Source organism: Pandoraea sputorum (assembly GCF_000814845.2).
Lineage (GTDB): Bacteria > Pseudomonadota > Gammaproteobacteria > Burkholderiales > Burkholderiaceae > Pandoraea > Pandoraea sputorum.
In genome coordinates this window covers 4580851-4599379 of the sequence record NZ_CP010431.2, presented here as the reverse complement: position 1 = coordinate 4599379, position 18529 = coordinate 4580851, and the positions used below count along the sequence as shown (strand labels likewise).

The following is an 18529-nucleotide window of genomic DNA, read 5'->3' as shown; positions in this document are numbered from 1 at the left end:
CAAAGACATAGGCCCGGCGTCGTTTCAGTGGATGACACGTGATTTAATGCGTTCTGGCGTAGCCCATCGGCGCATTTCTTGTCATTTTTTCGTCTTTAATTGGCAACTAATTCGACTGTGGGATGCTGGTATGATGCGACTCGTCGCGCGCCCGCAGGGACGGGCCGGCGTCCTTTATCTTGAGGAATCGACTTGGATACTTTGGTGCAATTGCTGGAGATGGTGCTCCATATCGATAAACATCTTGGTGTGTTTATCGATCAGTACGGAAATTGGGTGTACCTGTTCCTGTTCATGATCGTATTCGTGGAAACGGGGCTGGTGCTGTTCCCGTTCCTGCCGGGCGATTCCCTGCTGTTCATCGGCGGCGCTTTCGCGGCCACCGGAGCCATGGATCCGTGGCTGCTCGGCGTGCTGCTGTTCATCGCTGCGGTGACGGGCAACACCCTCAACTACTGGATCGGCTCGAAGATCGGGCCGCGCGTGTACGAGAAGAACTGGCGTTTTCTCGATCGCGACGCGCTGCGCAAGACGCACGATTTCTACGAACACCACGGCGGCAAGACCATCGTGATGGCGCGTTTTGTGCCGGTCGTGCGCACGTTCGCCCCGTTCGTGGCGGGTGTCTCGGCCATGCCGTGGACGCGCTTCCAGCTCTATAACGTGCTGGGTGCAGCGATCTGGGTGGTGCTGCTCGTGGGCGGCGGCTACCTGTTCGGCAACCTGCCGCTGGTCAAGCAGTACCTGAACGTGATCGTGCTGGTCGGCATCTCGGCCGCCGTCGTGCCCATCGCGCTGGGCGCTGTGTGGAAGCTGTTCACGCGCGGTCGTCGTAGCGATACGGCGCAAGGGCAGAGCAAGTAAGCCAGTCGATTGGCGAGGGAGCGGCGGACGTCCGTTGCGTCCTGCTCGGTCTGAAGCAGTACAAGTGGATAAGAAAAATGGCGCGTCCGGTTTCGGACGCGCCATTTTTTGTTGGGGGGCAAAGGCTGCGGATTTTCAGGCTGTGCGGTTCTTCGCGAGGGGCGGATTCTTCGAGAAGTAGGTCCGGATCCCCTTGAGCAGCGCGTTCGCGAGCCGTTCCTGATAGGCCGGATCGTTCAGATACTGCTCTTCCTTGGGGTTGCTGATGAAGGCCGTCTCGACCAGCACCGACGGAATATCCGGTGCCTTGAGCACTGCGAACGACGCTTGTTCGACGTTCTTGCTGTGCAGACGATCCGCCACCGTGCCGATCTCGGCAAGCAGCGCGGTGCCGAACACCTTGCTGTCGCGAATCTGTGCCGTCGTCGACATATCGAGCAGCGCGTGCGCCACCGTCCGGTCGTTGGTCTTGATGTTGACGCCGCCAATCAGATCCGAGGCGTTCTGCGTTTTTTCGAGCAGCCGGGCGGTCGCGCTCGTCGCACCCCGTTCGGACAGCGCGAACACGGACGCGCCGTTGGCGGAGGGCGACGTGAAGGCGTCGGCGTGAATCGACATGAAGAGATCGGCGTCCACACGACGCGCCTTCTGCACGCGCACACCGAGCGGCACGAAGAAGTCGGCGTCGCGCGTCATCATGGCGCGCATGTTCGGCTGCGCATTGATCTTGTCGCGCAACCGTTTGGCAATCTGCAACACCACAACCTTCTCATACGTGCCGCTGCTGCCGATCGCCCCCGGGTCTTCCCCGCCGTGGCCGGGATCGAGGGCGATGGTGAGCAGACGCGCCGTCTTCTGACCGCGCGGCGGCGGGGGCAGATCGTCGGTGTCGTCGTCGTTGCGCTGGGCAAGCTGCGGTGTCTTGTCCGGAGCGGCAGGCGTAGATGGGGTAGAGGGAGTCGGACCGGGGCGCGCAGGGCGCGACGTCTGACCTTGCTGCGCATACCGCTGGAAGAACGCTTCGCTCTCTTCCGTGCTTGGCGTGCTGGCGTTGCCCGAGGTCTGTGGCGGACGCGAATTCTGTGCGAGCGCTTGCGCCTTGTTGGCGGTTTGCGCGAGCAGCTCCATGAGCGGATCGGGCTCGACAGCCGGGTACAGATCGAACACGGTGCGGTACTTGTAGCCCGCCACCGGCGGCAGCGTGAACGACTGTGGCTTCACGCCCGCCTTCAGATCGAACACCATGCGCACGACGCCGGGCTTGAACTGCCCCACGCGCACCTGGGCGATCTGTGGATCGTTCGGTTGGATCTTGGCGACGAGGTCGCGCAGCGCCGGACTCAGATCCACTTCGTCGAGATCGATGACGAAGCGATTCGGACTTTCCATCAGCTGCTGCTGGAATTTGACAGGGTTGTCGGTCTCCAGCGTGACACGTGTGTAGTCCCTCGCCGGCCAGACGCGCACCGCCACGATGGCGTTGGCGAACGCGAATCGGGGGCCGGTGAGGGCGAGAATCAGGGTCGAAGCGCCTGCGCGCAAAGCGCGGCGGCGGCCGGCGTTGGGCGATGAGGCGTCGTCGGTACGGGCGAAGCGTTTGATCAGCATGAGTTCAGGCAAGCAAGACCGGCCGGCGTGTAGGCGCTCGTGGTGAGACGGCGGGCATCGCCAACTGGTTCCAGCCAAAGGCGCAAATCAGGGGTGCCAAGGAGTCCTTCGGCTTTTTCCGGCCACTCGACCAGGCACAGGGCGTCGCCCGCAAAATGCTCGCGAAAGCCCGTGTCGTGCCATTCGGCCGGATCGGCAAAGCGGTACAGATCGAAATGATAGACCGGCAACACGCCTTGTGGTGTGTCGATGTTGTATGGTTCACACAGCGCGTAGGTGGGGCTTTTGACGCGTCCCGTGTGGCCCAGCGCGCGCAACAGCGCTCGTACGAAGGTGGTTTTGCCCGCGCCGAGGTCGCCCGAGAGCTGTACGTGCAGGCCCGCGTGCGCGGCGTCGGTATGCGCCATGCGCTCAACGACAGCGCGCGCGAATGCCGCGGCGAAGGCCTCGGTGGCGGCTTCGTCCGGCAGCGCGAAGATGCGTTCGCCCAGCGGCGGCGGCGCAGAGGAGTCGGGCATGGCGGGCATTGCGTAAAATGGAGTCGATGAAAGCTTCCGTGATTTTCCCCGCTACCGCCGCACAAGTCGAGCCATCGGCACCTCCGAATGCAAAGGAAGTGTCGCCCTCGCGCGACATTGCGACGTCGTCGGCCCTCGCTTCGACCCTCGATCAGCAGGGTCTGGCCGCGCTCGCGGTGCAAATTCGAGGGTGGGCGCGTGAGCTTGGCTTCGGTCACGTGGGCATCACGGACATCGACCTCTCACATGCCGAAGCGGGTCTGCAACAGTGGCTCGACGACGGCTGTCATGGCGACATGGACTACATGGCGGCCCACGGTATGAAGCGTGCGCGGCCCGCCGAGCTGGTCCCCGGCACGGTGCGCGTGATCAGCGCCCGTATGAACTATCTTCCCAGCGACACCGACCTCACCCATTGGCGCAAGCGCGAGATGGCGCGCACCGGAATGCCCGGCGAGGCGGTCGTGTCGCTCTATGCCCGTGGACGCGACTATCACAAGGTGCTGCGCAATCGTCTGCAGCAACTGGCGGATCGCATCACGCAGGCCATCGGGCCGTTCGGTTATCGCGCGTTCACCGATTCCGCGCCGGTGCTTGAAGTCGAACTCGCGCAGAAGGCGGGGCTCGGCTGGCGCGGCAAACACACGTTGTTGCTCTCGCGCGACGCGGGCTCGCTGTTCTTCCTCGGTGAAATCTTCGTCGACGTTCCCCTGCCGGTCGACGTTGATGAAAGCGACGACGAAGACGACAGCGCCAGCCCAAGCACCCGCATGGATCGCGGCGAGCACTGCGGCCAATGTCGACGCTGCCTCGACGTCTGCCCGACAGGCGCGATCACCGAAGCGTTTCGCGTCGATGCACGTCTGTGCGTGTCGTATCTGACGATCGAACACAAGGGCGCGATTCCCGAGCCGCTGCGCGCCAGGATGGGTAACCGCATTTACGGGTGCGACGACTGCCAGCTCTACTGTCCCTGGAACAAGTTTGCGCAGCCGTCGCCGCTGCCCGATTTCGCACCGCGTAACAAGCTCGACGGCGCGTCGCTGGTCGAGCTGTTTGCCTGGACTGAGACGGAATTCATGGACCGGCTTGCGGGCAGCCCGATTCGTCGTATCGGCCACGAGCGATGGCTGCGCAATCTCGCCGTCGGCCTGGGCAATGCGCTGCGCGAGACGCCCGATGCCGATGCCCGCATTCCCATGCGCGACGCGTTGCTGGCGCGTCGCGATCACCCCTCCGCGCTGGTGCGCGAACATGTCGAGTGGGCGCTTGCCCAGGAAGGAGTTCCGGTTTGAGCACGTCTGAGCGCACGCAAGTTTCCGAGCCGATGCTCACGCGCAGCACGTCGCTCATCGACCAGTTCTGCGACACGATCTGGCTCGAAGACGGCCTGTCGCGCAACACGCTCGACGCCTATCGTCGCGATCTGCGTCTGTTCGCGGAGTGGCTGGCGGACGATGCGAAAGCGTCGGACGCAGCGAATGGCGCGGACAAATTGCACAACATCCCGCACAAGACCTCGCACGACAGCCCGCCCGCAATGTCCCTCGACACCGTGGACGAGGCGGCGCTCTCGGCCTATCTCGCATGGCGCCGGGAGAGTCTGGCGAGTAGCGTGAACCGGCGTTTGTCCGTCTTCAAGCGGTTCTATCAATGGGCGCTGCGCGAGCACCTCGTGCAGCAGGACCCGTGCTTGCGGATTGCGTCGGCCAAACGGGCGCAGCGCTTGCCATCGACCTTGTCGGAAGCGCAGGTCGAGGCGCTGCTCGCCGCGCCGGATCTCGCGCAGCCGCTCGGTTTGCGCGACCGCGCCATGCTGGAGCTGATGTATGCGAGCGGCTTGCGCGTGTCGGAGCTGGTCGCGCTCAAGACCATCGAAGTGGGACTGAACGAAGGCGTGCTGCGGATCTTCGGCAAGGGCGCGAAGGAGCGTCTGGTGCCGTTCGGCGAAGAGGCGAACGGCTGGCTCACGCGCTATCTGGCGCACAGTCGTGGTGTGTTGCTCGCGGGACGCGCGTGCGACACGCTGTTTGTGACGCAACGCGGCGATGGGATGACGCGTCAGGCGTTCTGGTATCTGATCAAGCGGTACGCGCTGCAAGCCGATATTCGTGCGCCGCTCTCACCGCACACGCTGCGCCACGCGTTCGCCACGCACCTGATCAATCACGGTGCGGATTTGCGCGTGGTGCAGTTGTTGCTCGGCCACGCGGACATCTCGACGACGCAGATCTACACGCACGTCGCGCGCGAGCGTCTCAAGTCGCTGCACGCGCAGCATCACCCGCGCGGCTGACGTTCGCGAACCGCGTCGCGCAACGTCAGAGCATCGCCTTGAGCTTGTGCTTGAGCACTTTGCCGGTCGATGCGGCAGGCAAGGCGTCGAGCACGCGAATCTGCGCGGGACGCTTGTACGGCGCGAGTCGCTGTGCGGCCCATCCTGCAAGCGCTTCGACGTCGATCTCATGTCCCGGACGCGCTTCCACAAATGCAATCACTTGTTCGTTGCCGTCGACAGCACGTCCGAGCACGGCCACCTGAAGCACGTCGGGATGACTCGCCAGCGCTTGCTCGACTTCAATCGGATAGACGTTAAAGCCCGAGTGGATGATGAGTTCTTTCGCGCGTCCGGCGAGAAACAACGCGCCGTCTGCGGCACGCCGGGCGAGATCGCCAGTGCGCAGCCAGCCGTCTTCCGTCACGGTCGCGGCCGTCAGTTCCGGCGCGCGGTAATAGCCGAGCATGACGTTCGGTCCGCGTACCCACAGTTCACCGACGTCACCCTCGGTCACATCCTTGCCGTCGAGTCCCACGATGCGCACCGCGACGCCCGGAATGACGGGGCCGACGGAGCAGTCGTCGCGTGGCGCGTCCAGCAAGGTCTGAGAGACGGTCGGACTGCTCTCGGTAAGGCCATAACCGTTGTGGATGGGCAGACCGTAGAACGCTTCGACACGCGCCTTGAGCGCAGCGTCGAGCGGTGACCCGCCGGAGTAGACAAAGCGCAGACGCGGCGCGACGAGCGTCGTGCCTTGCGTGGCCACATACGCCATCAGGCGCGCATGCATGGCGGGCACACCTTGCAGAATCGTCAGTCCGTCGTGCGCGAGTGAGTCCAGCACCGCCTCCGGGGTAAAGCGCGCGGCGAGACGCAACGTGCCACCCGCGTATAACGTCCCGAGACACACGGAAGTCAATCCGTAGACGTGCGAGATGGGTAGTACGCCATAGGCGATGTCGTGCGGGCCGACGCGTCGCAACGTGCTCGACACCGCCGCAATGAACATCAGATTGCGATGCGATAACCGCACGCCCTTGGGCGCACCGGTCGTGCCTGTTGTGTAAATCAGCGCCGCGCACTGTTCGGACGGATCGCTTTGCACTGGTTCGGCCACGCTCGCGGGATCGACGTCGGACACCGCCAGCGCGCCCAGCGCCAGTTCGGTCCAGGCGACCTTGGCGGCGTCGGTGCGCGCGTGCGCGGCAGCGTCCGGAGATGCGTCGATGGCGTAGACGGCACAACGTGGTTGCGCGTGCTCGCGAATCACCCGCAACTCGGCGGCAGAGAGGCGGGCGTTGCAGAGCAGAGGCCATGCGTCGAGCGAGGCGACGGCAAGCAGCAGCACGACATACGCGATGCCGTTCTCGCCGACGATCATCACTCGATCACCACCTCTGACGCCATGCTCGCGCAGGCGCGTTGCACACGTGCTCACGGCATGCGTCAGTTCACCGTACGTCATCCGGCCGAAGTCGTCGATCAGTGCGATGCGCGACGGTGTTTGCGCGGCGATGCGCGCGGGAAGATTATCGATGCGCGCTGGCAAGTCGGCGAGGAACGCGCTCAAGGACGAAGCCAAGGACGAAGCCAAGGACGAGGCCGAAGACACCGCGTCGGCGTCGGTCGGTAACGCAAGCAAGGGCGATAAATGTGAGGCGGACATGGCGGCATTGTAATGCCCGATGAAGCGATTGCTTACAATCCGTAATTATCGAATCCTAGGGGGTCCCGCTGCGTGCGTGCCCGAACGCCTGCGACGCGATCCGAGAACCGACTGCATCTTTTACGATATGAAATCCAAGGCCACCGCTGAAACCCCTGCAACCAAACAGCTTCGCGAAGCCAAGGTCGCGTTTCAGAACCATTTCTACGAGTACCAGGAGCATGGCGGCACGCGCGTCTCGTCGGAGGCGTTGGGGGGGCCTGAGCACGCGGTGGTCAAGACGTTGATCATGGAAGACGAGGACGCCCATCCGCTGATCGTGCTCATGCACGGCGATTGTCAGGTGTCGACCAAGGCGCTGGCGCGGCAAGCCGGACGCAAGCGCATCGAGACGTGCAAACCGGAAGTCGCCAATCGTCATTCCGGCTTTCTGGTCGGCGGCACGAGTCCCTTCGGTACACGCAAGCGCATGCCGATCTTCATGGAGGCGTCGATTCTCGAATTGCCGGAGATCTACATCAACGGTGGACGTCGCGGCTATCTCGTCTCGATGGCGCCCTCGGAAATCGTGCGGGTGCTCGCACCCACGCTTGTGAATGTCGCGCTGATCGACTGAGCATCCGTCTGCCCGACGGCTTCGTGCGCCTGATCGCGCCGCTATTACCTCAATCAATCGAATTCGTCTTTAAGAAAAGGCTCATTTCCACGCCGATAGGCGAAATCTGACTTGTCAGATTTCGCTTGCGCTTTGTCGTCCCTACCATGTGCTCATTCATCAGGTGATGGCGACATGTGAAGTCTGACGTGTCTGCGGTTGCCTTCATGCGACAACGAACACAGAGGAACGGACATGGGCGAGGCGATAAGCCGCGCGAAGCATACGTGGCTCGCATCACACACAGCACGCATCGGACGGACAGCCACCGCCATGCGGGTCTCGCTGGCGACACTCTCGATGGTGTCGACCCAGGCGATAGCCAACGTCACGATCTCACCGATTGCCAGCGTGATCTCGGCCGATCAGCCACAGGTGAGCGTCATTCGCGTCACCTCTCAGTCCCCTCAGACCCAGTACGTCGACGTTAGCGTCAGGCGCATCGTCGACCCCGCTACCGAGAGCGAACAAGAGGTTCCGGTCAGTCTCGTCGACGGTGCCGGCCTCGTTGCATCGCCTGCCAAATTTGTATTGGCGGGCGGCACGACGCGGCTCGTGCGAGTGGTCTCGCTGGGACGGCCCGACATCGAGACCGCCTATCGCGTCTACTTCCGGCCTGTCGCGTCGCGCGGGGACGTGGATCAAGACGGCGGTGCAGGCGGTAACAGTGGCGATAGCGGCGACAGCGGCAGCATCGAACCCGATGTCCATGTGAGCTTCGTTTGGGGCGCGCTGGTACGGGTGGCGCCTGCCAACGCGTCGGTTGGACTGGCGCGCTCCGACGACAACCTGCATGTGAAAAACACCGGCAATGTCAGGGTGCATGTGCGGGAAATGGGCGTGTGCGCTGCAGGTGCGCAGAACACTTGCGACTGGCGCCAGGTCGGGCGCAGCGTCTACCCCGGTCAGTCGCAACGTATTCCCGACGGCCTGGGCACCGCTTCCGTGCGCGTGAAGTATCTGGTCGACGGCGAGTCGCAGCCGCAGGTCAAAGACCTGCCTCTCTCGCAGTAGACAGATTCGATGAGGCCGCAGAGCCTCACACCCCTCGAGTCTTTTCGCAGACTTCCATCCCCCTTAACAACTGCAAGGAAACCAAAAGTGAAAACGTTCAAGTCTCTGGCTGCCGTCACGGCAATGCTGGTTCCGATGGCAGCCGCCAACGCGGCAGAAGTCGTCATCGATCTGACCGCCAACATCGATCCCACCCTGTCGGTCCTGCAGGCGAACGGCAGCCCTATGCCGCAGAACCTCGATCTGGCGTACAACGCAGCGACGCGTGAACTGACGAGCCAGACTATCCAGACACGTCTTTACACGAACGACGTGACGCAGAGCGTGAACGTGCGCCTCGGCGCCGCTTCGACACTGCTTCATGCGACGAACGCGACGGCGCCGGCGATTCCGTTGACCGTGCAATTCGGCGGTCAGGTGATTACCACGGCGAACACGTCGCTGAGCGCCTCAGAGATCTGGACGGGAACGGGGACCGGCGAGTCGCGAGCGATGCCGCTGACCATCACGGGACGCGCAGCAGGGCAGAATCCGCCGATCGCCGGCCGTTACGTGGGGCGTATGGAGATGCTCCTCGTGGCCGCGGCGGCCTCCGAGTAAGTCGGATCCTGTCTTAATCAGCAACGCGCGAAGACATGCGATGTGGCGTGTCTTCGCCGCTCGCCAATCGTCATGCGAAAGCGTTATCGCATCGTCCCGATCTGTTTGCCGCTGCTACTGGCGGTGAGCGAGACGGTGTTAGCGACGACCGAGAGGACTGCGTCGAACGTGCCTCCCGGCTTCGAGGACATTGCGCTCGGACAGGTCGAGCATCTCGACATTCGTTTGTTGGGCGCGTCGCTGGGGGTGTTTCCCGTGTTCGTGCGTCCAGACGACGTGCGCCTCGAAACGCCGGAAGCGCTCGCACACGCCATCGAGTCCCGCTTCGGGGTCGATGCCGACGTGGTGTCGGGCGCGACGCTTGTCGACGCGCTTGCCCGCCCCATGTCGCGTAACGGCCATCTCGCCTGCAGCGCGGCGGCTGCGAAGACGGGGTGCCGGTATCTCGAAACGGCGTCGACCGATGTCATCTTCGACGAAAGTCAGGGTGTGCTCGATCTTTTCGTCGCGAAAGCATGGATACCTTCGCAAACGGCGGGAGATGGCTTGCATCACGCGAATTCGCCAGGCAGCGAACCTGCATTGATTCACTCGCAAATCGTAAATGCATCGACATCCGATCGATACCGCAATCTCACCTTGATGGGTAACGGTGCGTTGGGAATATCGCCTGCAAGCTACGCGGGATTCGCATGGTCGCTGGTGCATGCCGGGCAGCGTTCCGCAGATCGGACGGCATCGACATCGAACCGCATACTGGCGTCGGTCGACAGCCTCTACTACCGTCACGACCTTGGCCCGACGTACTACGCACAGATCGGTCGGATGGATCAGCGCAATCTCTTCAGCGCGCAAGGGGGGAGTTTCGGTTTCACCCTGTTGCCTGTCGAGCGTTTCGACGGTGCGCGTTTCGGTACGTCGCGCGCGTATGTGAACGACGCCGCCGTGGCGCAAGGCTCGGCGCTGACCGTGCTGCTCACGCGCGAAGCGCGTGTCGATGCGTATCGCGGCAGCGAACTGCTTGGGAGCGCCTACCTGGCGGCCGGGGTGCAGCAGTTCGACACACGCTATTTCCCTGAGGGCGCGTATCTCGTCACGTTGCGAATCTTCGAGGGCGACACGTTGGTGCGCACGCAGAGCGAACCGTACACGAAGGTCGGTGGCGGCGCATACGGCGCGGGCACGCAATGGTTCGTGCAAGGTGGGAAAGCGGTCAATCGCCGTCAGTCCGGCAACACCGGGCCAGGCGCTCAGGCGACTGTACAGTCGGGGGTGCGCACGTCCTTCGGCCCGGGGCTGACATTCGCGACGGGGTTGGTGTGGCTGCCTTCGCGCGGCTACAACGAAACACAGGTCGGCTGGCAGCATGCATTCGCTCTGGGGCGATTGACAACGACGGCCTCACTGCTGACGGGCACCGATGGTGCGCGTGGCAATACGCAATCCGTCTCGTTTGCCAATGGCATCGGGCTCAGCATCTTCCGCTATCAGATGCGCGACGCAACCTGCCGTCGCGGTGCGAGGTCATCGACGCTCGGCGATGTCGGCTTTGGGTGTTATGACTCGCTCAATGCGAGTGTTTCGTTGCCGCTGAACAAATGGCAGGGCAGCGCAGGCTACAGCGAGAGTCGAACCTATGGGCGAGGCTCGACAAACGTCGCGTGGCCGCAGGAAGACGAATTCTGGCAAGGCGGGCGAGAACGTGCGGGCGTATCGAAGACGCTGCAGGCGACATTGAGCCGCTCGTTTCGCTGGGACAAATATTCGATCAGCGCGCGATTCGGCGGATTTCACCGGCGTCACCCGGACATGGCCCGCGCCGACATCGGCGGCTTCGTAAATCTGTCGCTGAGTGCTCATCGACCTGCGAAGGCCGACAGCACGATGTCGACATTCTCGGCAGCGGGTGTCGATGTGCGCACGGGCAGCGGCGCAGATCGACGCGTAACGACGGACTACCACGCGTCGCATTCGTGGACGTGGGACGACACCTCACGTCGGGAGTTGACTGTGGGGGCCACCGGCACCGATGGGCGAATGGGGACGGCAAGCCTGCGCGGTGCGATGGACGGTCGTTACGGCGACGTCAACGCCATGATCTCCCGAAGCTTCGGTCACGCAGGTGCGGGCCGCTCGACGGGCTCCCTGACGGCGGGCTACGCATCGAGCTTCGCCGTGTCGGGCGATGGCGTCTGGTTCGGTCCGGCCATGCTCGCGGGCGAGCCGCCCGCGGGCGTCGGTCTCGCGGTCGATGCCGGGGAAGGCGCTGGTCAGGAATCCGGCGGGGCTGCGGCGACCCTGGAAGTGGGCGGACGTCCGGTGACGGTCGATTTCGGGGCGTCGGCGCTCGTTCCCGTCAGTGGTTACCGGGCACATCATGGGGAAGTCTCCGAGTCGCGTTCGGGGGCAGGCGACCATTCCGTGGGGCTGCTGCGCGGTGCCGGATCGCAAGAGTACTTCCTGACGCCGGGACGCATGAAGGTGCATCGGGTGACGGCCGGGCGCAGCTATACGTATGTTGGGCGCGCGTTAGGGCCCGATGGCTTCTCGCTCGCCAACGCGCGTGTCCTGAGTGTGGCCGCTACGCCGCTCGACGATCGGGGGGAGTTCATGATCGAGTCGCCGCATCCGCTGACCGAACTCTACTTGCTCGATGGCGGACAGGCGATGCGTTGCGACATTCGTAACGCCGAGCGGCGCGACGTTATCTATTTGAGTGGCGTCACGCAATGCGATGTGGTGGCTCAGGACGCGTTGCCCGCACCGCTTCAGGCGCAATCCCGGGTGCGGCGGATGCTAAGCGCCGCGCCGCACGGCCAGACGCCGCAGGCGGCGGTGGCAACCATGGTGACGGGCGAGGAGGGCGGATGAGCAAGGACTTCGATATGACCCAACACGAACATCGGCAGCCGCGCGGCTGGGTGAGAAGCGTGGCGGTGCGGGGTGGCATCCTCGTCGGCATGATGTTCGGGGCCTTGAGCGCCTTCGCGCAGAGCGTACCGGTGGACAGGCATGAAGGTGTGTCGCTGACGTACGACCTGTCGCAGTCGCGGGGCGATTGGATTTTTCGTCCCCAACAGCAGGCGCATTACACGCCGGGCGACATTCACGGGTCGCGGACGTCGTTTGTTTGCCGTTCCGCCGTGGATACGACCGTCGGGGCGTGTGCGACGGTGCCGGAGAACCTTCCCGATGGGCCACCCACTGTGGTCATGCTGCGCTTCACCGAGCAGCGCTCCAAACACACGGTGGACCTGGGGCTGACAGCGAGAAAGGTTGTCACCGTGTCGGGAAGCACTTGCACGCACCGCCTGCTGCCGTTCAATACGGACCGGAATCTCAATCGATGCGCCGGTCGTCCCTATGATGTCTCACGATACCTGCTGACGATACCGGCGGCCGAGCTGGCCCGTCTTCCGGTCGGCGGCATCTGGCGGGGGCGTTTCGAGTTCGATCTTCGTGAGGTGGGGAGCACCGGTGCGAGTGCGACGCATAGCTACGACATCGAACTGAATGTGACGGATACCCAGAATGCGCAGATCTACTTCCCGACATTGTCGAACACGGCCCCGCGCGTGGCGATGGATTTGCAGAGGCGACCGGGAGTGGGGTTTCGGCCACTCGTGTTTGGTGGCCGGTCGGTGGACATCTGTTACTACGACGGATTTGGCTCGAACTCCACCGGCGCGCTACGCGTTCGCGCTGCGTCGGAGCGCGAGGTGTTTCCGCCGCCATCGACCGGAAACGGGGTGCTTATCCGTCAGGACACGAACGGCTCGCAGCCACAGCAAAGAATCGAGTATCGGCTGGGCATGAACTATGCGGGCGCTTATCAGTGGCTACGCATCGGCGATGCCGGAGGGACTGCGTTCGGGGCGGTGTCGCAGGCGCCGATCCGGATCGTGCGGCTGCCCGGTATGCCCGTGGCGGTCGCGTGTACCCCGGCGGCACTGGCCTTCGAGATCGTCCCGTTTCTGGAAAGCGAAAAGGACGCGGGGCGTTACGACGGGCGAATCCGGATAGAAATGTTTGTCGATGCCGCCGGGATCTGAACGGGCGGTGAGTCTGCAGAGATGGCAAACGAGCGCCGACGGCGGGGGGCGGTGGCCGGTGGCTTAGCCGAAGAGGACTGTAGACGGTGCGTCATGGCCGTGACCCGTACGGTTCGTGTCGTCTGGCGCATCGGCATCGGCGTGCGCGTCAGGATTGGGCAGCTCGGCGTGCAGCGCGCATTGATAGAGTTGTGCGTCGCTGTCGATGCCGAGCTTACGCATGGCATTGCGCTTTTGCGCGCTGATGGTCTGCTTCGTGCGATGCAGTTTCGCGGCGATCTCGGTGATCGACATTCCCGAAACATACAGTCGAAGGACCTGGACTTCGCGTTGGCTCAGTAAGGTTGCGCGGCAATCTGCCGGTGGTCGTCTGGCGGTGGTGCGACGCATGAGACGCAGGCCGTTGTGAGTGGCGTGGATGGCTGTGATGACATCGTCGATTTCACGCGACTTGCATAGCGTGGATGCGACACCGAGATCGGTAATCTGTTGCGAGATCGCGGCGTTTTCCATTGCGAAGACGAGTATCCGAACGCAGGGAAACATGCGACGCAACGTGGCGAGCAGCGACAGACCTTCGCCGTACTTTCCGCCAGGCATGGTGTGGTCGATCACCAGTACGTCGCACGAGGTGCGATTGAGGACATCGACGATTTCGGCCACATGACGCGCAGTGCCCAACACCTCCAGTGAGGGCCGCTTACCCAACTCGTGTTCGAGCCCGGCTACAACGACAGGATGGTGGTCAGCAATGGCAACGCGGATCCGTGTCATTCTTGAACCTCCCCTAAGCACGTGAACGCATAGTGCGCATGTTTGAGGGACCGCTGCGTTCGAAGGGCGGTTCCGCAATCTACGTTGCGCAAGCGCACTTGGTGCTATTTCCCAAAACTGGCGGTGCAAATGTGCAACCCCGTGTTTGCCAGAATGGGGCGACTCGGCGTCTCAAGTAGAATGGCGGCCATTACAAGTCCTCCACTCGCACGAAGTTCATGGCCACACTGGTTTTTATCGTTCTCGCGTATCTGATCGGCTCGGTGCCGTTTGCGGTGATTGTCAGCCGCACGATGGGCCTCGCGGATCCGCGCAGTTACGGCTCGGGCAACCCAGGCGCCACGAACGTGCTGCGTTCGGGCAACAAGAAGGCCGCCGTCCTGACGTTGATTGGTGACGCACTGAAGGGCTGGCTTGCAGTTTATCTGGCGGAACGCTTCGCCGACGCTTGGGGGGTGGGCGATTTCGGACTGGCGGCAGTAGCGCTCGCCGTGTTCCTGGGCCATTTGTACCCGGTGTTCCTGCGCTTCGCCGGTGGCAAGGGCGTGGCGACGGCCGCGGGCGTGCTGTTTGCCATCAGCCCGATTCTGGGACTGGCGGTGATGGCGACGTGGCTGATCATTGCGATCTTTTTCCGTTATTCGTCGCTCGCCGCGCTGGTTGCTGCGGTGTTTGCACCCCTTTACTACATCTTCATGTACGGCTTCGGGCCTTACTCCCCGGCGGTGATCGTCATGGCAATCCTGCTGATCTATCGCCATCGCGCGAACATCGCCAAGCTGATCGCAGGCAAGGAAAGCCGCATCGGGCAGAAGAAGTAAGCGTGAAGACGGGCGAAGGCATTGCCCGGCGGCCCCATCAAAAAACCCGCAGCGATTCTGCGGGTTTTTTGTTTCTTCAACGAACGCGGTAACGCTTAGTCGCGGAAGTTGTTGAAGTCGAGCGGCGTGTCGGTGACATCCTTGCGCAGCAGCGCCATCGCGCTTTGCAGGTCGTCGCGCTTGGCGCCCGCGACGCGAACGCTGTCGCCCTGAATGCTTGCCTGCACCTTCATCTTGCTGTCCTTGATGATGCGCACGATTTTCTTGGCCAGGTCGCCTTCGACGCCCTTCTTGACCTTCACGACCTGCTTGACCTTGTCGCCGCTGATTTTCTCGACTTTGCCGTAGTCGAGAAAACGCACGTCGACGTTACGCTTGGCCATCTTGGCGACGAGCACCTGCGTGACCTGATCGAGCTTGAAGTTGTCGTCGGCGTAGAGCGTGAGTTCCTGCTCCTTGTGCTCGACACGCGAGTCCGATCCCTTGAAGTCGAAGCGCGTCGAGATTTCCTTGTTGGCCTGCTCGATGGCGTTCTTGACCTCTACCATGTTGGCTTCGCTAACCACGTCAAACGATGGCATCTGGCTCTCCTGAATTTCTAAGGGTTCGTGAAATGGCACGCAGAGCGTGCCGTGTAAGTCCGGCGGGCGGCGGGGCGGCCGGCGCGGTCGGTATAATGATGCGCAAAATTCTTTCGCCCGACATTGTAATTCAGCCGTCGGTCCCGCGTCCCCCTCCGGACGCTGTCCGGCACGGCGACACCCCACTGGCAAGCCCATATTCCATGCTTCAGTTGCAACGCGACGTCAGCCTGCGTGAATTTAATACTTTCGGTCTGCCCGCCACCGCCCGCTATGTCGTGACCGTCGACAGCGAAGCGGCGCTGCTCGATGCGCTCGCCTTGCCCGAATTGGCAGGACTGCCGCGTCTCGTGCTCGGCGGTGGCAGCAACCTCGTGCTCACGCGTGACTTCGACGGTGTGGTGCTGCGCATGGCCATTCGCCACCGCGAATGCCTTCCGGACAATCCTGCGGATCCGTGCGCACGCTATGTTCGCGGCGGCGCGGGCGAAGTCTGGCACGATTTCGTCGACTGGACGCTTTCGCAAGACTGTCCCGGCCTGGAAAACCTGGCGCTGATTCCCGGCACGCTGGGTGCCGCGCCGATCCAGAACATCGGCGCCTACGGGCTGGAACTCGCCGAACGCTTCCATGAAGTGCGTGCACTCGATACGACGACCGGGGCGTTCGTCACACTCTCGCGCGACGATTGCGCTTTCGGCTATCGGGATTCGCTGTTCAAGCGCGAACCGGGCCGTTACATCATCGTGGCTGTGACGCTGCGCCTGCCGCAGCCCTGGCAGGCCGTGACCGGGTATGCCGACGTGTCGCGTACGCTGGCCGAGGCGGGTATTGCAGAACCCGATGCGCGTCAGATTTTCGATGCGGTCGTCGACATTCGCCGCCGCAAGCTGCCGGATCCCGCGCAACTCGGCAACGCCGGAAGCTTCTTCAAGAATCCCGTTGTGGACGGCGCCACGTTTGAGGCGCTTCGCGCGCGTTTCCCGCAGGCGGTGGGCTATGCACAGCCCGACGGCTCGTGGAAGGTCGCCGCCGGTTGGCTGATCGACCAGTGCGGCTGGCGTGGCAAGACCGTCGGAAATGCGGGCGTGCATGAGCGTCAGGCGCTGGTGCTCGTCAATCGCGGCGGGGCCACGGGGGCCGATATCGTGGCGCTGGCCCGCGCCGTGCAGACCAGCGTTCAGGAGCGCTTCGGCATCGCGCTCGACCCCGAACCGCTCATGCTCTGATGGCGGTGGCGTCCGGCAGACGTTGCAGATAATCGCGCTTCAGATCCACTGTCGAACGCACGCCGACGTCGTCGAAGTGCGCCGCCAGCCAGCGCTCGGCGGCTTCGCGGCCCCGGTCGCGCAGCGTCGTGAGGAAGTGCCAGTCCGTGACGAATTTCGTCGACGAGGACAAGTCGTAGAGCTCCTTGTCCGCGCGAATCGAGTGGATCAGCGGGTACTTCAGCCGATCGCGGAACTCCGGCTTCAGCCATCCTTCGTCGAGCAGCTTGTGCACGAACGAGATCGCCCGAAATTCCCGTTGTAGCGACGCGTTGAACGTAATCTCGTTCACGCGGTTCATGATCTGGCCCGGCAGCACCGGCTTCTCTTTACGCTCGATCGGGTTGATGTGCACGATCAGGATGTCGCTCGTGAGCGTCTCGTAATAGAACGGGTAGAGCGGCGGGTTGCCGAGATAGCCGCCGTCCCAGAAAAAATCCTCTTCGATCTTCACTGGTTTGAACAGCCACGGCAGACAGGCGGACGCCATCGCCACGTCGAGCGTGATTTCGTGCGTGCGGAAGATGCGGATGTTGCCGGTGCGGATGTTCGTCGCAGAGACGAACAGATGTGTCGCAGTGCTCTCGCGCAGACGCTCGAAATCGACTTGCGCTTCGAGCACGGTGCGCAGCGGATTGATCTCGGCGGGCGGTTGCGCGAACGGCATCATCCATTGCTGCATGCTCTGCATCCAGTCATGCCAGACGGGATACTCGGTCGGACGCCCGTTGAGCCAGCTAAAGACGGTTTGCGCCCACGCGGTGGCCGACGAACCGGCTTGCGAAACACCTAGCCAGAAGCTGTGCAACGCCTCACGAGCCTTCTCGCGCGGGTCGACGTTGGGACGATCGAGCAGGCCATGCGCGAGCACCACGGCGTTCATCGTGCCTGCGGAAGCGCCACTGATGCCTTCGAACTCCAGACGTCCGTCTTCCAGCAGCTTGTCGAGCACCCCCCACGTGTACGCACCGTGCGCGCCTCCGCCTTGCAGGCCGAGGTCGATGCCTTTGCGTCCACCGTTGTTGCGTCGCGCGCGTGAGGACTTCGCTTTTGCGCTGGCGCGTTGGCCGTCACGGGGAAGCAAAGGGACATCCGTCGGTTCGAGGTCCGGGTGAGTATCGGACAAATCGGACGTGTCCGATGGGTTGGACGGCGTGTGTAACGCTTCTGCCGACGTCAGGGGTGACGCTGCAGACGTATCGAGTGCGGACGAGGGCGTGTGGGGAGCGTGCGCGTCAGACGATTCAGGCACATCGGACGCTTGGCCGGCAGCGTGGTCGGCCGATTCGGGAGGCAGTCGCGACATAGTGGGAAGCGGCGCCGGGCCGCGCTGAACCGGCCGAGAGGGCGATGGCGCGGGAGAGTCCGCGCCGTCGCGATGCTGGCCGGACGGTTAGCCGTAATGGCAAACGTAATCGAGTGTCTCCACGACCTCGATATCGAACTTGCTATTGCCTGGCACGGAGAATTCCTGACCTGCAGCGTATTCTTGCCACTCGGTCTGACCTGCCAGACGGATGCGGCAGCGGCCGCCCGTGACTTCCATGATCTCAGGCGCATCGGTACCGAACTGGAGCGTGGCCGGGAAAATCACACCCAGCGTCTTGCGCGTGCCGTCCGGGAACAGGACGGTGTGCGAAACGCACTTGCCGTCGAAGTACGTGTTGGCACGCTTGATTACGGAAACGTTGTCGAACTGAGTTGCAATTTGCGTCATGACCGAATGCTGTGTCGAATGCGAGCGAATGCCGCGATGGAGAGTCAATATGCCAGGCCGGTCAGGGCCAGGCGTGAATTCATGCTAGCACGTTTCGAGCGTCCACCCGGCTG

Annotated in this window: 17 protein-coding genes; 10 read left to right on the top strand and 7 right to left on the bottom strand. The window is 63.2% G+C overall.

Annotated features, from left to right (window positions below; genetic code table 11):
- The first annotated feature begins 192 nt into the window (after positions 1-192).
- Positions 193-864, top strand: a complete 672-nt coding sequence (locus NA29_RS20225; RefSeq protein ID WP_039400963.1) for a VTT domain-containing protein — start codon at positions 193-195, stop codon at positions 862-864.
- Positions 865-999: 135 nt separating this feature from the next.
- On the opposite strand, the gene NA29_RS20220 is transcribed toward NA29_RS20225, so the two are convergent.
- Positions 1000-2472 carry an N-acetylmuramoyl-L-alanine amidase gene (locus NA29_RS20220; protein WP_039400960.1) on the bottom strand — a complete coding sequence of 491 codons (1473 nt, stop codon included), beginning with the start codon at positions 2470-2472 and terminating at the stop codon, positions 1000-1002.
- Positions 2466-2999: a tRNA (adenosine(37)-N6)-threonylcarbamoyltransferase complex ATPase subunit type 1 TsaE gene (tsaE, locus tag NA29_RS20215; RefSeq protein WP_039400958.1), complete on the bottom strand. Its 534-nt coding sequence runs from the start codon at positions 2997-2999 to the stop codon at positions 2466-2468. The genes NA29_RS20220 and tsaE overlap by 7 nt, the downstream gene beginning before the upstream one ends.
- Before the next feature lie 17 nt (positions 3000-3016).
- Between tsaE and queG the strand changes: the two genes are divergently transcribed.
- Together queG and xerD are read left to right on the top strand one after the other, a co-directional pair.
- Entirely contained in the window at positions 3017-4285 is a 1269-nt protein-coding gene (gene queG, locus NA29_RS20210; protein WP_371328945.1) for a tRNA epoxyqueuosine(34) reductase QueG, read from the top strand.
- Between the two features lie 32 nt (positions 4286-4317).
- A complete protein-coding gene (gene xerD, locus NA29_RS20205; protein ID WP_052253334.1) occupies positions 4318-5286 on the top strand; it encodes a site-specific tyrosine recombinase XerD in 969 nt (322 codons plus the stop codon).
- Positions 5287-5311: 25 nt separating this feature from the next.
- Here xerD and NA29_RS20200 read toward each other — a convergent pair whose 3' ends face one another.
- The gene (locus tag NA29_RS20200) at positions 5312-6880 is read right to left on the bottom strand and encodes a class I adenylate-forming enzyme family protein (RefSeq protein ID WP_039404094.1); all 1569 of its coding nucleotides are present in this window, start codon (positions 6878-6880) and stop codon (positions 5312-5314) included.
- A 181-nt stretch (positions 6881-7061) separates the two neighbouring features.
- On the opposite strand from NA29_RS20200, the gene NA29_RS20195 reads away from it, so the two are divergent.
- The 5 genes from NA29_RS20195 (at position 7062) to NA29_RS20175 (ending at position 13255) form a co-directional block, all read left to right on the top strand.
- Positions 7062-7550: an aminoacyl-tRNA deacylase gene (locus NA29_RS20195; protein ID WP_039404092.1), complete on the top strand. Its 489-nt coding sequence runs from the start codon at positions 7062-7064 to the stop codon at positions 7548-7550.
- 312 nt (positions 7551-7862) lie between these two features.
- Positions 7863-8603, top strand: a complete 741-nt coding sequence (locus NA29_RS20190; protein ID WP_052253089.1) for a fimbrial protein TcfA — start codon at positions 7863-7865, stop codon at positions 8601-8603.
- Between the two features lie 87 nt (positions 8604-8690).
- The gene (locus NA29_RS20185; protein WP_039400953.1) at positions 8691-9203 is read left to right on the top strand and encodes a CS1 type fimbrial major subunit; all 513 of its coding nucleotides are present in this window, start codon (positions 8691-8693) and stop codon (positions 9201-9203) included.
- 72 nt (positions 9204-9275) lie between these two features.
- Positions 9276-12074 carry a TcfC E-set like domain-containing protein gene (locus tag NA29_RS20180; RefSeq protein ID WP_052253088.1) on the top strand — a complete coding sequence of 933 codons (2799 nt, stop codon included), beginning with the start codon at positions 9276-9278 and terminating at the stop codon, positions 12072-12074.
- A gap of 14 nt (positions 12075-12088) precedes the next feature.
- Complete coding sequence (locus tag NA29_RS20175; protein WP_157744788.1) at positions 12089-13255, top strand: CblD like pilus biogenesis initiator family protein; 1167 nt, start codon at positions 12089-12091, stop codon at positions 13253-13255.
- 63 nt (positions 13256-13318) lie between these two features.
- Here the strand turns inward: NA29_RS20175 and NA29_RS20170 are convergent, their stop codons facing one another.
- On the bottom strand, positions 13319-14029 hold the full coding sequence (locus tag NA29_RS20170) for a LuxR C-terminal-related transcriptional regulator (protein ID WP_072633340.1): 711 nt from the start codon (positions 14027-14029) through the stop codon (positions 13319-13321).
- A gap of 218 nt (positions 14030-14247) precedes the next feature.
- Between NA29_RS20170 and plsY the strand changes: the two genes are divergently transcribed.
- Positions 14248-14850, top strand: a complete 603-nt coding sequence (gene plsY / locus NA29_RS20165; RefSeq protein WP_039400948.1) for a glycerol-3-phosphate 1-O-acyltransferase PlsY — start codon at positions 14248-14250, stop codon at positions 14848-14850.
- A gap of 95 nt (positions 14851-14945) precedes the next feature.
- Here plsY and NA29_RS20160 read toward each other — a convergent pair whose 3' ends face one another.
- Positions 14946-15431, bottom strand: coding sequence for a YajQ family cyclic di-GMP-binding protein (locus NA29_RS20160; protein ID WP_039400946.1), 486 nt, complete (start codon positions 15429-15431; stop codon positions 14946-14948).
- A 203-nt stretch (positions 15432-15634) separates the two neighbouring features.
- Here NA29_RS20160 and murB point away from each other — a divergent pair, with 203 nt between their 5' ends.
- Positions 15635-16660 carry a UDP-N-acetylmuramate dehydrogenase gene (gene murB, locus NA29_RS20155; protein ID WP_039400943.1) on the top strand — a complete coding sequence of 342 codons (1026 nt, stop codon included), beginning with the start codon at positions 15635-15637 and terminating at the stop codon, positions 16658-16660.
- Here the strand turns inward: murB and NA29_RS20150 are convergent.
- Positions 16650-17825 (bottom strand): patatin-like phospholipase family protein, encoded by a 1176-nt coding sequence (locus tag NA29_RS20150; protein WP_306592134.1) that lies wholly within the window; start codon positions 17823-17825, stop codon positions 16650-16652. The two genes, murB and NA29_RS20150, sit on opposite strands and share 11 nt — an antisense overlap.
- A gap of 267 nt (positions 17826-18092) precedes the next feature.
- Positions 18093-18416, bottom strand: a complete 324-nt coding sequence (gene ppnP / locus NA29_RS20145; protein WP_039400939.1) for a pyrimidine/purine nucleoside phosphorylase — start codon at positions 18414-18416, stop codon at positions 18093-18095.
- Between the last annotated feature and the right edge of the window lie 113 nt (positions 18417-18529).

Bases quoted from the DNA above. Each gene is read 5' to 3' on its own strand.
- NA29_RS20220 (WP_039400960.1), bottom strand. From the start codon at position 2,472: ATGCTGATCAAACGCTTCGCCCGTACCGACGACGCCTCATCGCCCAAC.
- tsaE (WP_039400958.1), bottom strand. From the start codon at position 2,999: ATGCCCGCCATGCCCGACTCCTCTGCGCCGCCGCCGCTGGGCGAACGC.
- queG (WP_371328945.1), top strand. From the start codon at position 3,017: ATGAAAGCTTCCGTGATTTTCCCCGCTACCGCCGCACAAGTCGAGCCA.
- xerD (WP_052253334.1), top strand. From the start codon at position 4,318: ATGCTCACGCGCAGCACGTCGCTCATCGACCAGTTCTGCGACACGATC.
- NA29_RS20195 (WP_039404092.1), top strand. From the start codon at position 7,062: ATGAAATCCAAGGCCACCGCTGAAACCCCTGCAACCAAACAGCTTCGC.
- NA29_RS20190 (WP_052253089.1), top strand. From the start codon at position 7,863: ATGCGGGTCTCGCTGGCGACACTCTCGATGGTGTCGACCCAGGCGATA.
- NA29_RS20180 (WP_052253088.1), top strand. From the start codon at position 9,276: ATGCGAAAGCGTTATCGCATCGTCCCGATCTGTTTGCCGCTGCTACTG.
- NA29_RS20175 (WP_157744788.1), top strand. From the start codon at position 12,089: ATGACCCAACACGAACATCGGCAGCCGCGCGGCTGGGTGAGAAGCGTG.
- NA29_RS20170 (WP_072633340.1), bottom strand. From the start codon at position 14,029: ATGACACGGATCCGCGTTGCCATTGCTGACCACCATCCTGTCGTTGTA.
- plsY (WP_039400948.1), top strand. From the start codon at position 14,248: ATGGCCACACTGGTTTTTATCGTTCTCGCGTATCTGATCGGCTCGGTG.
- NA29_RS20160 (WP_039400946.1), bottom strand. From the start codon at position 15,431: ATGCCATCGTTTGACGTGGTTAGCGAAGCCAACATGGTAGAGGTCAAG.
- murB (WP_039400943.1), top strand. From the start codon at position 15,635: ATGCTTCAGTTGCAACGCGACGTCAGCCTGCGTGAATTTAATACTTTC.
- ppnP (WP_039400939.1), bottom strand. From the start codon at position 18,416: ATGACGCAAATTGCAACTCAGTTCGACAACGTTTCCGTAATCAAGCGT.